This is a genomic window from Gordonia sp. OPL2 (assembly GCF_003797825.1).
Taxonomy (GTDB): Bacteria; Actinomycetota; Actinomycetes; order Mycobacteriales; family Mycobacteriaceae; genus Gordonia.
The window spans coordinates 58,963-72,716 of sequence record NZ_RKME01000021.1 but is presented as its reverse complement, the minus strand read 5'-3'; the positions used below and the strand labels follow the sequence as shown (position 1 = coordinate 72,716).

Here is a 13,754-nt window from a genome sequence, read left to right as displayed (position 1 = left end):
GTGGGCGGTCCGACGTGGTGACGCCCACCCCGTCGGGGGATCCGGACACCATCCCACCGAAAGCGCCCCGGGAAAGCACCCCTTGCAGAGGAGACGACGACATTTTGTCGGCGGGTCCGCTGCCTCGGGCGGATTTCCCGGGGCGAGTTTCCGGCTCAGCTCGTCGGCGTCGTCAGGTCGTACACCGTGGTGCCGCCGACCGTCGTCGCGGTGAAGTTGTCCTGCACCCACTGGGCGATCTGCGCCGAGGGACGTGTGGTGTCCGACGACCCGAATCCGCGGCCACCTCCCAGGAAGTAGTGGATCTTCTTCTCCGACACCAATTTCTGGAACTGTTCCAGCGTCGGCGACGGGTCGGTGCCGTTGAAGCCGCCGATCGGCATCACGGAATGTCCCGACTCGATCTGGTACCCCGAGGCCTCGTTGGAGCCGACGGCCGCCGCGACCCACGTGTATCGGTCGGCGTCGGACCGGAGCATCGCGACCAGTTCTGCGCTGGGTTTCGAGCCCATGAGCAGTCCACCGGGGCCACCGCCCGGACCGCCCTCGGCGCCACCCGCGCCGGCACCTATCGTTCCGGTGCCGCCGGGCATACCACCCGGCATCCCGGCGCCTGCTCCGGGTAGCGCGCCCGCCGGTCCGTTGGCCGAACCGGGCGCGCCCGGCATGCCCATGCCTGCGCCTGGGCCCCCGCGCATCCCACCGCGCGTGCCGCCGAATCTGCCGTGGCCACCGGGACCGCCACCGGGCCCGAACTCTCCCTCGACCCGCGGGCCTGCGCTGATGATCGAGCCCTGCTTGGCGGTCGAGACGGTGTCGATGGTGTACGCGACCGGCCCGGCGAGCGCGGCCGCCAGTGCGGTGACGAGTGCCAGTGCCGACAGGTAGGGACGGTGCGCCACGAGCATGACGAGTCCGCCGACGACGCCGATGACGAGGACCAGCCACCGCAGCCATGGCACGAAGTCCGGCGATCGGCCGAGCAGGGCGAAGCCCCAGACCGCGGCGATCCAGACACCCGCCGCGAGCACGATCCGCACCCACAGGAGGTCGCGCGACCGCCAGCACACCGCGGCACCGCCGGCGACGACGGCGGCCACGGCCGGGGCCAGCGCCGCCGTGTAGTAGCTGTGGAAGATCCCGGCCATGAAGCTGAACACGGCGATGGTGACCAGGAGCCACAGGCCCCAGACCGCCAGATAGGCGCGACGCAGGTCGGTGCGCGAGGACCGTCCGATCAGCACGAGTGCCGCGATCCCGACCACCAGCGCGGTGGGGATGAGCCAGGCGATCTGGCCGCCCTGCGCCGGCTCGAACATGCGCAGGATGCCGGTCTCGCCCCACATGCCACCGCCGCGGCCGCCACCGGGTCCACCCGGTCCGGCCATGCCGCCGCCGGGACCGCCGGTCATCGCGCCGGCATATCCGCCGGTCCGACCCCCCGGGCCTCCAGGTGTCACGCTGCCGGTCTCGTTGCCGTTGAGACGTCCGAAACCGTTGTAGCCCAGTGTGAGTTCGAGGATCGAGTTGTTCTGGGAGCCGCCGATCCACGGCCGCGACGACGCGGGCCACAACTCGACCGTGAGAATCCACCAGCCTGCGCTGACGATCAGCGCGCCGAGCGCGGCGACGAGATGGCCGAGACGGATGAGCCAGGTGCGTTGCCCGAAGGCGAGGTAGGTGATCGCCAGCGGCGGCACGATCAGCATCACCTGCAACTGTTTGGTGAGGAAACCGAACCCGACGAAGACTCCGGTGAGGACCATCCACCGGAGCCGTCCGTCCTCGATGGCCTTCAGGGTTGCCCACACCGCAGCGATCATCAACAGGATGAGCAAGGCCTCGGGGTTGTCGAACCGGAACATCATCGCGGCGACCGGCGTGAGCGCGAGGACGGTCCCGGCAAGGATGCCCGCCCAGTGCCCGAAGTACTTCTTGGTGATGAGGTAGAGGAGGGCGACCGAGGCAACCCCCATGAGTGCCTGCGGAACCAGCACAGACCACGGGTTCAGTCCGAAAATGCGGACGGACAGGCCCGGAATCCAGAGTGCGGCAGGTGGTTTGTCGACGGTGATGGAGTTGGCCATGTCGGACGAGCCGAAGAACCACGCCTTCCACGACTGCGATCCGGCCTGGATCGCGGCGGTGTAGAACGAGTTGGCCCAGCCGTTCGCCGACAGGTTGACCAGGTTGACGACTCCGGTACCGATGATCAGGAGCGCGAGCGAGACACGGTGCCACACAAGGGCGTTCCGCCCGGAGGCGGATGCCTCGGGCGGAACGGGTGCGGATGCGGGACGGTCGAGAACGGTGCTCATTCGGCGGTTCCTTCGGCGAGCCCGGCGCCGGGCTTCGGGACGGTTGCGGTCGTGCCGGCGAGGTGGCCACGGAAGACCCACCGTAGACCGACGAAACGGGTGAGTGTGGCGACCAGGTTGGCGATCACCAGGACCAGGAGTTCGACGTGTTTGGTCGCCTCCGGCGCGAACGCGTGTAGGGCGATCAGCGATCCGGATGTCACGAGCCAGCCGAATACGAAGACGCCCAAACCGAACAGCTGGTGTCGGACAGCTCCTTCGCGCCCGGAGATGCCGAAGCTGAATCGGCGGTTGGCGGCGGTGTTGAGCACGGCGGTCACCGCGAGCGCGACGAAATTGGAGACCTGCGCGCCGAGGAACGAGTGGAGCAGCAGATAGAGGACCGCGTAGGCTATGGTCGACGCCACGCCGATCACGCAGAACCGGGCGAGCTGACCGACCAGGCCGAAGGGCACGCCGTCGATCTGCGGTCCGGGTGCGCGGTCGCGGCCGATGGTGGAGCGGAGTTCGGCGATCGGCAGTCGACCGGTGGTCAGTGCATAGCCCACCCGGGCGCACCCTTTCAGGTCCGCGACGGCGGTCGACACGATGTCGACGGTGCTGTCGGGGTCGTCGACCCAATCGACGGGCACCTCGGCGATACGCAACCCGATCCGTTCGGCGAGGACGAGTAGTTCGGTGTCGAAGAACCAGCCGGTGTCCTCGACGTAGGGCAGCACCTGGCGCGCGATGTCGGTACGCATGGCCTTGAATCCGCACTGGGCGTCGGAGAACTTGGCGCGCATCGTCGTCCGGAGGATCAGGTTGTAGGAGCGTGAGATGAACTCTCGCTTCGGCCCGCGGACGACCCGCGACGACCGGGACAGGCGGGTGCCGATCGCGATGTCGGAGTGTCCGGAGATCAGCGGCGCGATCAATGGCATGAGTGCGTTGAGGTCGGTGGAGAGGTCGACGTCGCAGTAGGCGACGATCTGGGCGTCGCTGGCGCGCCACACCGCGTTGAGGGCGCGGCCGCGGCCCTTCTGCTCGAGGTGCACGACCCGCAGGCCCGCGAGTTCTCCGGCGAGCTCCGCGGCGATGGCGAGTGTGGAGTCGGTGCTGGCGTTGTCGGCGACGGTGATGCGGGCCGGATACGGGACGTGGGTGCGGAGGTGGTCGGCGAGGCGGCGAACGGAGCCGGCGACGTCGGCCGCCTCGTTGTAGACGGGGACGACGATGTCGAGGACCGGGGTCTGCGTCGAACTGTCTGCAACGATCACCGCGCGCTCTCCGGTCGTCGGGAGGGCTTCTGCTGTCATGTCACATAGCTTCGGGCGCCAAACTTCGCCCACTCTGCGCCGAAGCTGTCAGGTTCCTGTGAGGGGTTGACGGCCCGCGCGGCAGCCTGTGGAGAACCGGGCCGCGGGCGGGGCCGGTGTCCGTGGGGACCGATAGGTTGGCGTCATGTCCTCCCCCGCCGCAGCAACCCTGACCGCCGACCAGCAGGCCGCCGCCGACCGGGTGATCGAGAGTCTCGCCGGGCCGGGCGCACGCCTGCGCGAGGATCAGCTCACCGCCGTCGCGGCACTGCTGCGGCCGGCGGCGCGTGTGCTGGTCGTGCAGGCCACGGGGTGGGGGAAGTCGGCGGTGTACTGGACGGCAACGGCGATCATCCGGGCTGCCGGCGCCGGGAGCGCAGCGAGCGGGCCGACTCTGATCGTGTCGCCGCTGTTGTCGCTGATGCGCGATCAGGTGAGTGCCGCCGAGCGTGCGGGGCTGCGGGCCGCGACGCTCAACTCGTCGAACGTCGACGAGTGGTCGACGATCGAGGCGCAGCTGCGCGACGGCGATCTCGATGTGCTGCTGGTGTCACCGGAGCGGTTGGCGAATCCTGGTTTCGGACGGCGGGTTCTGGACGCCCTCGCGGGTCGGCTCGGGTTGTTGGTCATCGACGAGGCCCATGCGATCTCGGATTGGGGGCACGATTTCCGGCCCGACTACCGTCGCGTGTCCGATGTGCTGCAGCGACTGAATCCGCAGACGCCGGTGCTCGCGACGACGGCGACGGCGAACGCGCGGGTGACCGAGGATGTCGCGGCGCAGCTGGGGGCCGGGAACGCCGGGAGCTATCAGCCGGGCGCCGGGAGCGAAGCGAGCGGGCCCGACCAACCCAGCGCCGGGAGCGAAGCGAGCGGGCCTGACCAACCCAGCGCCGGGAGCGAAGCGAGCGGGCCTGATCAACCGGGCGCCGGGAGCGACGCGAGCGGGCCGGGGCAGACGCTCGTGCTCCGCGGGTCATTGGCGCGGAAGTCGTTGCATCTCAATGTCATCGACGGACTCTCGCCGATTCAGCGGTACGGGTGGGTGGCGCAGTATCTTCCGGCGCTGCCGGGTTCGGGCATCGTCTATGTGCTGACCGTCGCCGATGCGCACCGTCTGGTCGATGCGATAACGGCGGTCCACGGGCCCGAGGTTCGGGTCGCGGCGTACACGGGTCAGCTGGACGGGGATCGTCGGCATCAGCTCGAGGATGCGTTGCTACGCAACGAGGTCAAGGCGCTGATCGCCACGTCGGCGCTCGGGATGGGTTATGACAAGCCGGATCTCGGATTCGTCGTGCATGTGGGGTCGCCGCCGTCGCCGGTCTCCTACTATCAGCAGGTCGGTCGTGCGGGTCGAGCGTTGGACGAGGCGGTGGTGATGCTGCTGGCGTCGCGCGCCGACGACGCCATCTGGGATCATTTCGCGACTGCGACGATCCCGGATCCCGATCGGATGCGTGTGCTACTGGACACGTTGGATGCGGCGGACGGCCCGATGTCGGTGCCGCAGCTGGAGTCGTCCACCGGATTCCGCAGGGGCAAGGTGGAATTGATGCTGAAGCAGTTGGCCGTCGACGGCGCGACGGATCGCGTGTCCGACGGCTGGACGTCGACCGGCACGGGGTGGACGTATGACGAGCGGCATTACGACGGGGTCATCGAGGTGCGACGTCGCGAGGCCGACATCATGCGCGACTACATCCATGGGAATCAGTGCCTGATGCAGTTGCTCACGTCGTCGCTGGACGATCCTGCTGCCGAGCCGTGTGGTCGGTGTTCGGTGTGCCGCGGGCGTCTGACCGAGCCGTTGTCGTCGGAGGTGCCCGACGACACGGTGCGGCTGATCACCGGTGCGCTCCGCCGGTCGGCGCTGATCTTGGAACCACGCAAGATGTGGCCGGGCGGCGACTTCGGTACGCGCGGTCGTATCGCGGGCGAACTCGCCGCCGAGCCGGGCCGTGTGCTGGCGCATGCCGACTCACCGGAGTGGGTGGACTTGCTGGCGGACGCACGTCGCGGTGACGAGCGGGCGCTCACCGATCTCGGTGACGCCGCGGTGACCACGTTGTCGTCGTGGGTGCGGGATGCGGGTATCCGGCCCGATTCCATCGGATCACTGCGGCTGACGGGAACGGTGCTCGCGGACAAGGTCGCCGATCATCTGTGCGAGGTCGGCAAGCGGCCGCGGGTGAGTGTGCCGGTGCGGTCGGGCGACGGGCCGGGTCGCGAGGCGACGGGCGCGACCGAGGCGGTGTACTGGCGCGATCATCTGGGTGAGATGCCGGACGTCGCGGGCCAGAACGTACTGCTCGTCGTCGACGAGACGGCGTCGGGATGGCCGATCACTCTGGCCGCGGCCGAGTTGCGGCGGGCGGGAGCGTCGGCGGTGATGCCGTTGTTGATCCACCGATCGGTCTGAGGACCGGACCGGCCGCCGATCCGGGGCAATACCCCGCGGTGAGCGCGGACCATTGCCCCGGATCGGCTCCTCAGGATCGTCCGCGGCTCACGCGTCGGCGACGTACTCCGCGTATCCGGTGCTGCGCAGGGCGGCACGGATCTTCTCGGCGGCGTCGTCGAGCTCGGCCGGGTCGGGGTCTTTCTGCGCGTTGCCGAGATCGAAGGCGTCCATGCTCTCGAGCGGGAAGACGTGCAGGTGGACGTGCGGCACCTCGAGGCCGGCGATCATCGTGCCGACCCTCGACACCCCGAACGCCTCCTTGACCGCACGGCCGATCTTCTGCGAGACGTCGGTGAGATGGGTGTAGGAGGCGGTGTCCATCTGCTCCCAGTGGTCGACCTCCTTGCGCGGCACAACGAGGACGTGGCCGGGGGTGACCGGGTTGATGGTGAGGAAGGCGACCGCCTGGCCGTCCTTCCACACGAATCGACCGGGTAGTTCTCCGTTGATGATCATGGTGAAGACGGAAGCCATGTGGTCAGTCTAGGACCCGCCTCGGACGGCTCTCGACGTGTTGCCGGGCACTGTCGGGGGTCCATGACATTCTTTCCCTGTGAGTCGATCAGAGTTCACCGGCGCCGGGAGCGCAGCGAGCGGGCCGAATCGAACCGGCGCCGGGAGCGCAGCGAGCGGGCCGAGGGGCGTGCGGCGTGTCGTCGGATCGGCGGATGTCATCGCGAAGGCGCAGAGCTTTCCGCGTCTGCGCTACATGGGGTCGAAGTATCGGCTCCTCCCCCATCTCGAGCGGATCTTCGCCGAGATCGGCGGCAGCACAGCGGTGGACGCGTTCTCCGGGTCGGGCGTGGTGTCCTACCTGTTGAAGGCACAGGGTTTCCAGGTGGTCAGCAACGATTTCCTGACGTTCCCGCACATCATCACCCGGGCAACGGTCGCGAACTCCAGCGTGCGGCTCGACGATGATCTGATCGAGGAGATCTGCGGTCCGCCGGCCGACGACCGCGACTTCATCTCCACCACCTTCGACGGCCTGTACTTCACGCCGGAGGACCGTGCGTTCCTGGACTCGGCGTGGTCGCACATCGATCGACTGCGTGGGTATCGGCGCGATCTGGCGATCTCGGCGCTGGTGTTGTCGGCGGCGCGCAAGCAGCCGCGTGGTGTGTTCACCTTCACCGATTCGACGCGCTACGCAGATGGCAGGCGTGACCTGCGGATGTCGCTGCGCGATCATTTCCGACTGCGGTCGGCGGCCGAGTACAACGCAACGGTGTTCAGCAACGGGGCGTCGAATCGGAGTGTCAGCGGCGACATCTTCGATCTCGATCTTTCCGCTCTCGACGGTCCGCCGGACCTGGTGTATCTCGACCCGCCGTATGCGCCCCCGACCGACGACAACGACTACATCAAGCGTTACCACTTCCTCGAGGGGCTGTCGGCGTACTGGCGTGGCATGACGATCATGGAGCACACCAAGACCAAGAAGCTGACGAAGCGCTACACGCCGTTCGCCTACAAGCACAGCATCGAGGACGCGTTGGTCCGCACGTTCGAGCACTTCCAGGATTCCGGTGCGATCGTGCTCTCGTATTCGTCGAACGCGTTGCCCGGTGCCGACAGGATCATCGACCTCCTCGGGAAGGTCAAGCCGTCCGTGGAGGTGGTCGCCATCGACCACAAGTACAGCTTCGGCACGCATGTCGCCGCCACGCGCCGCGACGTGAGCGAGTACCTGTTCATCGGGCGCGACTGACGTCATGAGCGATGCCGGGGAGTTCGACGAGTATCTGACGACGTTGGGCCGGTTGACATCTCACGTCGACCCGACGGCGTCCACGCCGGAGGCGGAGCGGATCGTGCAGGCCACCGGGAGTCTCGGTGAACTTCTCGACACCGACGTCGCGGGTCTGGCGGCCTGGGTTCGCGATCATCCGGGGGATGTACCGGTGCTGGGGCTGGCGGTCGGGTTGTCGCAGGAGAAACTGAAGAACGTGCTGCGCGACCGGTTCGGCACCACCGGCTGGCATGGCGTGGCACGCTCTGCCCCGGTCGATCTCGTCACCTGGTTGGACACCGAGTTCGATCTCGTCCGGATGCTGCGTGCGCAGCTCGGCCGGACGTACACCTTCGCCGACATCCTGGTGGCGCGTGCGGGCAGCCGCGTCACCGCGACACGGGCGGGTGCGTCCGGCCGTCGCATCGAGGACGAGATCGAGGCCATCGCGCATGACCTCGGTCTCGACTACGTCACGCGGTCCCGATTCACCGGCCGCAACGGCCGCACGGCTCCGGCCGATCTCATCATCGGTGATCCGGAGACCGCCGACATCGTCGTCGCCGCCAAGGGATTCGACTCGACCGGCAGCAAACTGACCGATGCCGTCCGCGAGATCGAGGAGATGGCCGAGGTCCGGTTGCCACGCCAGCTCGTCCTTGCCGTCATCGACGGAATCGGCTGGAAATCACGACAATCCGATCTGCGCCGCATCCATCAGCTGTGGGCGGACCGTCAGATCGACGGGATGTACACGCTGGTGAGTCTCGACCGTTTCCGCGAGGACGTCCGCGAGTTCGCCGGGCTGCGACGCCTGATCTGAACCGGGCGTGGGCCTTCGCGTTCCGCGGAACGCGAGGGGTCGTCGGGGAGCTACTCCCCGTAGAGCCTGGCGACGTCGGGTGAGTCGAGCCATCCCGAGTACGTCGGCTTCTGCGGCCAGCCGTCCGGGGAGTCCTGCCACTCCTCCTGGCGTCCCCACGGGAGCACGTCCATGAGCGGGAATGTGTAGCTCAGTTGCTCGGTCCCACGTCCGTTGGTGTGCCAGGTGCGGTAAACGGTGTCGCCGTCGCGCAGGAAGACGTTGACGCCGAATCCCTCCCCGGGCCCGGCATCGACGTCGGCACCGAAGGAGCTCTCCGACGACGAGTACCAGTCCATCATGTTGCCGACCTTCGCCTTGTAGGCCAACGCCTCGTCGATCGGCCCGTTGGTGACGATGACGAACCGGGCGTCGTAGTTGGCGAGGAAGTCCAGCCGCGTGTATTGGGTCGTCAGGCTGGTGCAACCCCCGCACTGGAACTCGGCGCCGTCGGACCACATGTGGTTGTAGACGACCAGTTGCGAACGACCGTCGAAGATGTCGACCAGCCGGATCGGGCCGTCCGGACCGATCAGTGTGTAGTCGGGCAGTTCGACCATCGGCAATCGTCGTCGCTGTGCGGCGATGGCGTCGAGTTCGCGCGTGGCGGCTTTCTCCCGCGCGTGTAGTTCGTCGAGTGCGGCGCGCCAGGTCGGTTCGTCGACCACCGGGGGCAGGGCATCAGACATGGAGATCTCCCTTCGTCGTCTCCCCAATGCTGACTGCCGCCGCGACCCGAAGTCATCGGTTCGACCGGACACGATCGACGAAATTCTGGGCACGATCGACGAATTCCAGGGCCCAGTCGGCGAGGGGTGCGGCCGGCGAGGGGTGCGGGCGGCGAGTGGTGCGGTACGAGGCGTCAGTCGGCCAGCCGGGGCAGCCGGACCCAGAAGGTCGAGCCGCGTCCGGGGGCGGAGTCGACGCCGACGGTCCCGCCATGTGCGTCGACCAGCGCGGCGACGATCGACAGACCCAGTCCGCTGCCGCCTCCCCGGTCGCCGCGATGTCGCGAGGAGTCGCCACGATAGAACCGCTCGAAGACGTGCGACGCCTCGTCCGGGGTCAGGCCTTGCCCGGTGTCGGTCACCTGCAGGACCACATCGTCGCGGCCGGCGCCCCGGTCGACGGCCACGCCGACGGTGATCGACGCCTCGGCGGGAGTGTGCGCGATCGCGTTGTTGATGAGGTTGCGCAGCACCTGCAGCAGACGGGGCGCGTCGCCCGACACCATCGGCGGTTCGTCGGTCGCGCCGATCTCGATCCCGATCTCACGATGCGGTGCAGCGGCTTTCGCGCTGTGCACGGCGTCGGTGGCGAGTGCGAGGACATCGACCGGCTGATGTGCGATCGGGCGCTGGGCGTCGAGGCGGGCCAGCATCAGGAGATCCTCGACGAGCAGACCCATGCGTCCGGCCTCCGCATCGATCCGAGACATGGCGTCGGTGGCGTCCGGTACAGCACCCTGCTTGTACAACTCGGCGAACCCCTTGATCGACGTGAGGGGGGTCCGTAATTCGTGACTGGCGTCGGCGATGAAGCGGCGCATCTTCTCTTCCGACGCCCGCGCCTGCTGCTCGGACGCGGCGGTCCTCGCGAACGCCCGCTGGATCTGGCCGAGCATCGTGTTCAGCGACCCGGACAGGCTGCCGACCTCGGTGTTCGGTGGGGCCTCGGCCACACGCATGTTGAGGTTGCCGGCGGCGATGGCGTGGGCGGTCTCCTCCACCCGACGCAGTGGTCGCAGGCTCGATCGCACCAGCAGATAACTCAGCACACCGATCGCGACGACGACGAGCGCACCGATCGCCAACTGCAGCCACATGAGGCGGGACAGGGTCGCGTGGACATCGCTGAGCGGTGTCGCGACGACCGACTCACCGAACGGCGTCGACGCCTTCACCACCCGCCATTCGGGTCCGTCGCCGTCGGCGGACTTCACCGTCGTCGGCCGCATGTTTCCCGACGGCAGGGACGCCAGGTCGGGTTCGTCGCTGAAGTCGTTGTTGACGATGGTGTCGCCGGTGCCGATGGTGATCATCGAGTAGTACTGCGAGGGCGGTCTGCGCGGCCCGGGCGCCGGACCCTGGATCGGGGCCGACGCCGGGTCGCGCGGGCGCGCCCAGGTCTGTACGGCACCCTCGAGGCCGTCGTCGGTCCGCGAGATCAGATCGGCCTTCATCGCCGACGTGACCGCGAGGCCGGAGGCGAGGAGGCCGAGTACCACCAGGACCAGGGTCAGTCCGACGAGCGACAACCGCAGGGGGACGCCACGTCTCGGATGCGTGTGCTCGGGCGCCGGAGGGACCGTCGGCGGATCGTGCCGCCGGGGCGGGGCGGGTGCATCGGTCACCCGCGCGGCTCCCGCATCACGTAGCCGACACCACGCAGCGTGTGGATCAGGCGTCTGTCGCCGGTGTCGAGTTTGCGGCGGAGGTAGGAGACATAGGATTCGACGACGTTGACCTCGCCGCCGAAGTCGTAGTTCCACACGTGGTCGAGAATCCGCGGTTTCGACAGCACGGTGCCGGCGTTGACCATGAAGTAGCGCAGCAGGGTGAACTCGGTCGGCGAGAGCGCGACGAGCTCACCGGCCTTCCACACCTCGTGGGTCTCGTCGTCGAGTTCGATGTCGGCGAACCGGAGTCGCGACGGTTCCTTCGTCTGCTCGTCGAAACCACTGCGCCGCAACAGCACCTGCAATCGCGCGACGACCTCCTCGAGGGAGAAGGGTTTGGTGACGTAGTCGTCGCCGCCGATGGTGAGGCCGTTGATCTTGTCCTCGACCGAATCCCGCGCGGACAGGAACAGCGCCGGGGCGGCGATGCCGTCGGCGCGCAGTCGGCGCAGCAGACCGAAACCGTCCATCCCGGGCATCATGACGTCGAGGACGAGGACGTCGGGTTTGAATGTGCGGCAGCGGTCGATCGCCGAGGGACCGTTCTCCGCCGTGGCCACCTCGTAGCCCTGGAATTTGAGCGAGACCGACAGGAGTTCGCGGATGTTCTCCTCGTCGTCGACGACGAGGACCTTCGCACCCTGTCCGGCGCCCTGATTCTTCGCGGATTCGCTCATGCCATCACCCTCTCCCACCAGGCTGCCATGAGTCTGCGTTCTTGCTGGGAGATTTCTGTGAGAGTTCACCTGGGGAAACAGGACGCGATCGGCGCGATCGAGGTTGCCGTCGGCGCGAACGAGGTTGCCGTCGGCGCGAACGGGGTTGCCGTCGGCGCGAACGGGGTTGCCGTCGGCAATGTCGACGTTGCCGTCGGCGCAAGGCGGAGAGCTTCGGTGCGGTTCAGCCCCGCATGAACGGTGCCGGATATCCGGGCGCCGGCCGGACCTCCCCGAGCCAGGCGGCCAGTTCCTCGGCGCGTTCGGAGAATTGCCGCGTCGCCGCTTTCGGCAGCGTCTCGAAGGTGTGGACCTCGATCCGGCCGTCGTCGCGATGCTGCCGCCATCCGCCGACGATGCGCCCGTCCCACCAGGCGGTCTGCCCACCGTTGCCGTTGCGGTCGAACACGCGCGAGCCGTGTGCGCCGAGATAGAAGTCGCGCAGCTTCCATCCCATCGTCGTCGGGTCGAGTTCGGGCAGGAGGAACGCCCGCGGCTCGACCTCGTCGTCGGCGTCCGACGGCAGGTCGTCGGCGAGGACGTATCCGATCGCACCGTCGTCGAGTTCGACCTCGACGACGTCGAGTCCGGCGAGTGCGGTACGCACCGCCCGTTTCGTCGAGCCCAACCACCAGACGATGTCGGTCTCGGTGCCCGGCCCGAAGGCGCGCAGCCAGCGACGCACCATCGCTCGATGCCCATCGTCGACGCTCACCGCGTCCAACGGATGGCCGAGCCACGCCGACATCGACACCCACGACGGACGCGAGAGATGCCAGCCCTGGGCGTTGGGGCCACGCACGATGTCGCCCGCGGCGCTCATCATGTTGAGGACCCGGGGACCCATCGGTGCCCGGGCCTCCCACTGCGTGCCGACACCGTGGGTCACATATCCGTCGAGTGCGGACAGTCGGCGGCGCAGTTCGGTCGAGGACCGCGCTTCGCCATCGGCGAGGTCGTCGAGGACCGCCGACCGGGCCCGGTCGATCCAGTCCTCCGGATCCGGGAAACCGGGGCTGCGACGCAGGTCGCGCAGCATGTTGGTGCGTTCGGAGGCGGCGACGCGCGGACCGACGGCACCCACCGCGTCGGCGAGCACATCACGGGTCACGACGAACAGCGTGCGCCGCATCGCGAGCTGTTTGATCAGATCCCGATCGCGGTACAGCGCGGCATCCATCGCGTCGGGGGTGAAACCGGGGATGCGTGCCCACGCCGACAGAAAGACCGTCGAAGGCGTGGTCGCGTGATAGCCGACGAGCGCATCGGCGACGTCGGTGATCGTCTCCGCACGATCCGATCCCGTCAGCCGGTGACGATCCACCAGGCGGGCGCGTCGTCGGGCGTCGGTGATCCGGGGACGCGCACTCATGACGGATCGGCCGGACCGACGCAGGGTCGTCGTGGTGTCATCGGGTCCCGGCCGGGGCCGCGATCGCCTCGATCTCGACGAGCTGGTCGTCGTAGGCGAGAACGGTCACGCCCATCATCATCGCGGGCGGCACCGGCGGATCGACCGTGGCGACGATCTCCTGCCAGGCGACGACGAGGTCGGCCTGCAGTCGCTCCGCGACGTAGACCGTCAGCTTGACGATGTCGGCGAACGACGCCCCCTGCTCGGCGAGGACGATGCGAAGGATCTCCAGACACCGGCGGGTCTGGCCGACGACGTCTCCCGGGGCGACGATGCCGCCCTCGGCGTCCAGCGGGCTGATCCCCGCGGTGAACACGAGCGGACCGGGCGCGACGGTCGCGCTGTAGGCGAACCCGCCGTCGTGCAGGCCGGCCGAACCGTTCAGACGAACTCGCGACATGCGGCCGATCCTACGGCCGGTGACCGCTGCAGCCGTTGCGCGACCCGCACCCCCGACACCGATGGCTCCGATCACGCCACCCGCGCGTCGTGCAACGGCTGCAGCTACGCGCTCGATGGCGGTCGAGCGCGTTGCCACGAGTTCAGTGCACC

At 68.3% G+C, this 13,754-nt stretch carries 12 protein-coding genes; 4 read left to right on the top strand and 8 right to left on the bottom strand.

Annotated features, from left to right (window positions below):
- Positions 1-155 precede the first annotated feature (155 nt).
- Together EEB19_RS18545 and EEB19_RS18540 are read right to left on the bottom strand one after the other, a co-directional pair.
- Positions 156-2,318, bottom strand: coding sequence for a glycosyltransferase family 39 protein (locus tag EEB19_RS18545; protein WP_187588822.1), 2,163 nt, complete (start codon positions 2,316-2,318; stop codon positions 156-158).
- The gene (locus tag EEB19_RS18540) at positions 2,315-3,616 is read right to left on the bottom strand and encodes a bifunctional glycosyltransferase family 2/GtrA family protein (RefSeq protein ID WP_187588821.1); all 1,302 of its coding nucleotides are present in this window, start codon (positions 3,614-3,616) and stop codon (positions 2,315-2,317) included. The genes EEB19_RS18545 and EEB19_RS18540 overlap by 4 nt, the downstream gene beginning before the upstream one ends.
- A gap of 145 nt (positions 3,617-3,761) precedes the next feature.
- Here EEB19_RS18540 and EEB19_RS27020 point away from each other — a divergent pair, with 145 nt between their 5' ends.
- Positions 3,762-6,038 carry a RecQ family ATP-dependent DNA helicase gene (locus EEB19_RS27020; protein ID WP_262365766.1) on the top strand — a complete coding sequence of 759 codons (2,277 nt, stop codon included), beginning with the start codon at positions 3,762-3,764 and terminating at the stop codon, positions 6,036-6,038.
- An 87-nt stretch (positions 6,039-6,125) separates the two neighbouring features.
- Here the strand turns inward: EEB19_RS27020 and EEB19_RS18525 are convergent, their stop codons facing one another.
- On the bottom strand, positions 6,126-6,554 hold the full coding sequence (locus EEB19_RS18525) for an HIT family protein (RefSeq protein WP_187588820.1): 429 nt from the start codon (positions 6,552-6,554) through the stop codon (positions 6,126-6,128).
- Positions 6,555-6,789: 235 nt separating this feature from the next.
- Here EEB19_RS18525 and EEB19_RS18520 point away from each other — a divergent pair, with 235 nt between their 5' ends.
- Both EEB19_RS18520 and EEB19_RS18515 read left to right on the top strand, forming a co-directional pair.
- Positions 6,790-7,791 (top strand): DNA adenine methylase, encoded by a 1,002-nt coding sequence (locus EEB19_RS18520; protein ID WP_187588860.1) that lies wholly within the window; start codon positions 6,790-6,792, stop codon positions 7,789-7,791.
- A 4-nt stretch (positions 7,792-7,795) separates the two neighbouring features.
- Positions 7,796-8,635 carry a hypothetical protein gene (locus EEB19_RS18515; RefSeq protein WP_187588819.1) on the top strand — a complete coding sequence of 280 codons (840 nt, stop codon included), beginning with the start codon at positions 7,796-7,798 and terminating at the stop codon, positions 8,633-8,635.
- A gap of 50 nt (positions 8,636-8,685) precedes the next feature.
- On the opposite strand, the gene EEB19_RS18510 is transcribed toward EEB19_RS18515, so the two are convergent.
- The 3 genes from EEB19_RS18510 to EEB19_RS18500 form a co-directional block, all read right to left on the bottom strand.
- Entirely contained in the window at positions 8,686-9,363 is a 678-nt protein-coding gene (locus EEB19_RS18510; RefSeq protein WP_187588818.1) for a DUF899 family protein, read from the bottom strand.
- A gap of 173 nt (positions 9,364-9,536) precedes the next feature.
- Positions 9,537-10,937, bottom strand: a complete 1,401-nt coding sequence (locus EEB19_RS18505) for a cell wall metabolism sensor histidine kinase WalK (protein WP_262365771.1) — start codon at positions 10,935-10,937, stop codon at positions 9,537-9,539.
- 86 nt (positions 10,938-11,023) lie between these two features.
- Complete coding sequence (locus tag EEB19_RS18500; RefSeq protein WP_187588817.1) at positions 11,024-11,749, bottom strand: response regulator transcription factor; 726 nt, start codon at positions 11,747-11,749, stop codon at positions 11,024-11,026.
- Between the two features lie 57 nt (positions 11,750-11,806).
- Here EEB19_RS18500 and EEB19_RS18495 point away from each other — a divergent pair, with 57 nt between their 5' ends.
- A complete protein-coding gene (locus EEB19_RS18495) occupies positions 11,807-11,986 on the top strand; it encodes a hypothetical protein (RefSeq protein ID WP_187588816.1) in 180 nt (59 codons plus the stop codon).
- Here EEB19_RS18495 and EEB19_RS18490 read toward each other — a convergent pair.
- Both EEB19_RS18490 and EEB19_RS18485 read right to left on the bottom strand, forming a co-directional pair.
- The gene (locus tag EEB19_RS18490; RefSeq protein ID WP_187588815.1) at positions 11,973-13,160 is read right to left on the bottom strand and encodes a winged helix DNA-binding domain-containing protein; all 1,188 of its coding nucleotides are present in this window, start codon (positions 13,158-13,160) and stop codon (positions 11,973-11,975) included. The genes EEB19_RS18495 and EEB19_RS18490 overlap by 14 nt on opposite strands.
- A 37-nt stretch (positions 13,161-13,197) precedes the next feature.
- Entirely contained in the window at positions 13,198-13,602 is a 405-nt protein-coding gene (locus EEB19_RS18485) for a RidA family protein (protein WP_187588814.1), read from the bottom strand.
- Positions 13,603-13,754: the final 152 nt, after the last annotated feature.

What these genes read in the sequence shown, in the direction of transcription:
- EEB19_RS18545 (WP_187588822.1), bottom strand. Translation starts at nt 2,318, where the DNA reads ATGAGCACCGTTCTCGACCGTCCCGCATCCGCACCCGTTCCGCCCGAG.
- EEB19_RS18540 (WP_187588821.1), bottom strand. Translation starts at nt 3,616, where the DNA reads ATGACAGCAGAAGCCCTCCCGACGACCGGAGAGCGCGCGGTGATCGTT.
- EEB19_RS27020 (WP_262365766.1), top strand. Translation starts at nt 3,762, where the DNA reads ATGTCCTCCCCCGCCGCAGCAACCCTGACCGCCGACCAGCAGGCCGCC.
- EEB19_RS18525 (WP_187588820.1), bottom strand. Translation starts at nt 6,554, where the DNA reads ATGGCTTCCGTCTTCACCATGATCATCAACGGAGAACTACCCGGTCGA.
- EEB19_RS18520 (WP_187588860.1), top strand. Translation starts at nt 6,790, where the DNA reads ATGGGGTCGAAGTATCGGCTCCTCCCCCATCTCGAGCGGATCTTCGCC.
- EEB19_RS18515 (WP_187588819.1), top strand. Translation starts at nt 7,796, where the DNA reads ATGAGCGATGCCGGGGAGTTCGACGAGTATCTGACGACGTTGGGCCGG.
- EEB19_RS18510 (WP_187588818.1), bottom strand. Translation starts at nt 9,363, where the DNA reads ATGTCTGATGCCCTGCCCCCGGTGGTCGACGAACCGACCTGGCGCGCC.
- EEB19_RS18500 (WP_187588817.1), bottom strand. Translation starts at nt 11,749, where the DNA reads ATGAGCGAATCCGCGAAGAATCAGGGCGCCGGACAGGGTGCGAAGGTC.
- EEB19_RS18490 (WP_187588815.1), bottom strand. Translation starts at nt 13,160, where the DNA reads ATGAGTGCGCGTCCCCGGATCACCGACGCCCGACGACGCGCCCGCCTG.
- EEB19_RS18485 (WP_187588814.1), bottom strand. Translation starts at nt 13,602, where the DNA reads ATGTCGCGAGTTCGTCTGAACGGTTCGGCCGGCCTGCACGACGGCGGG.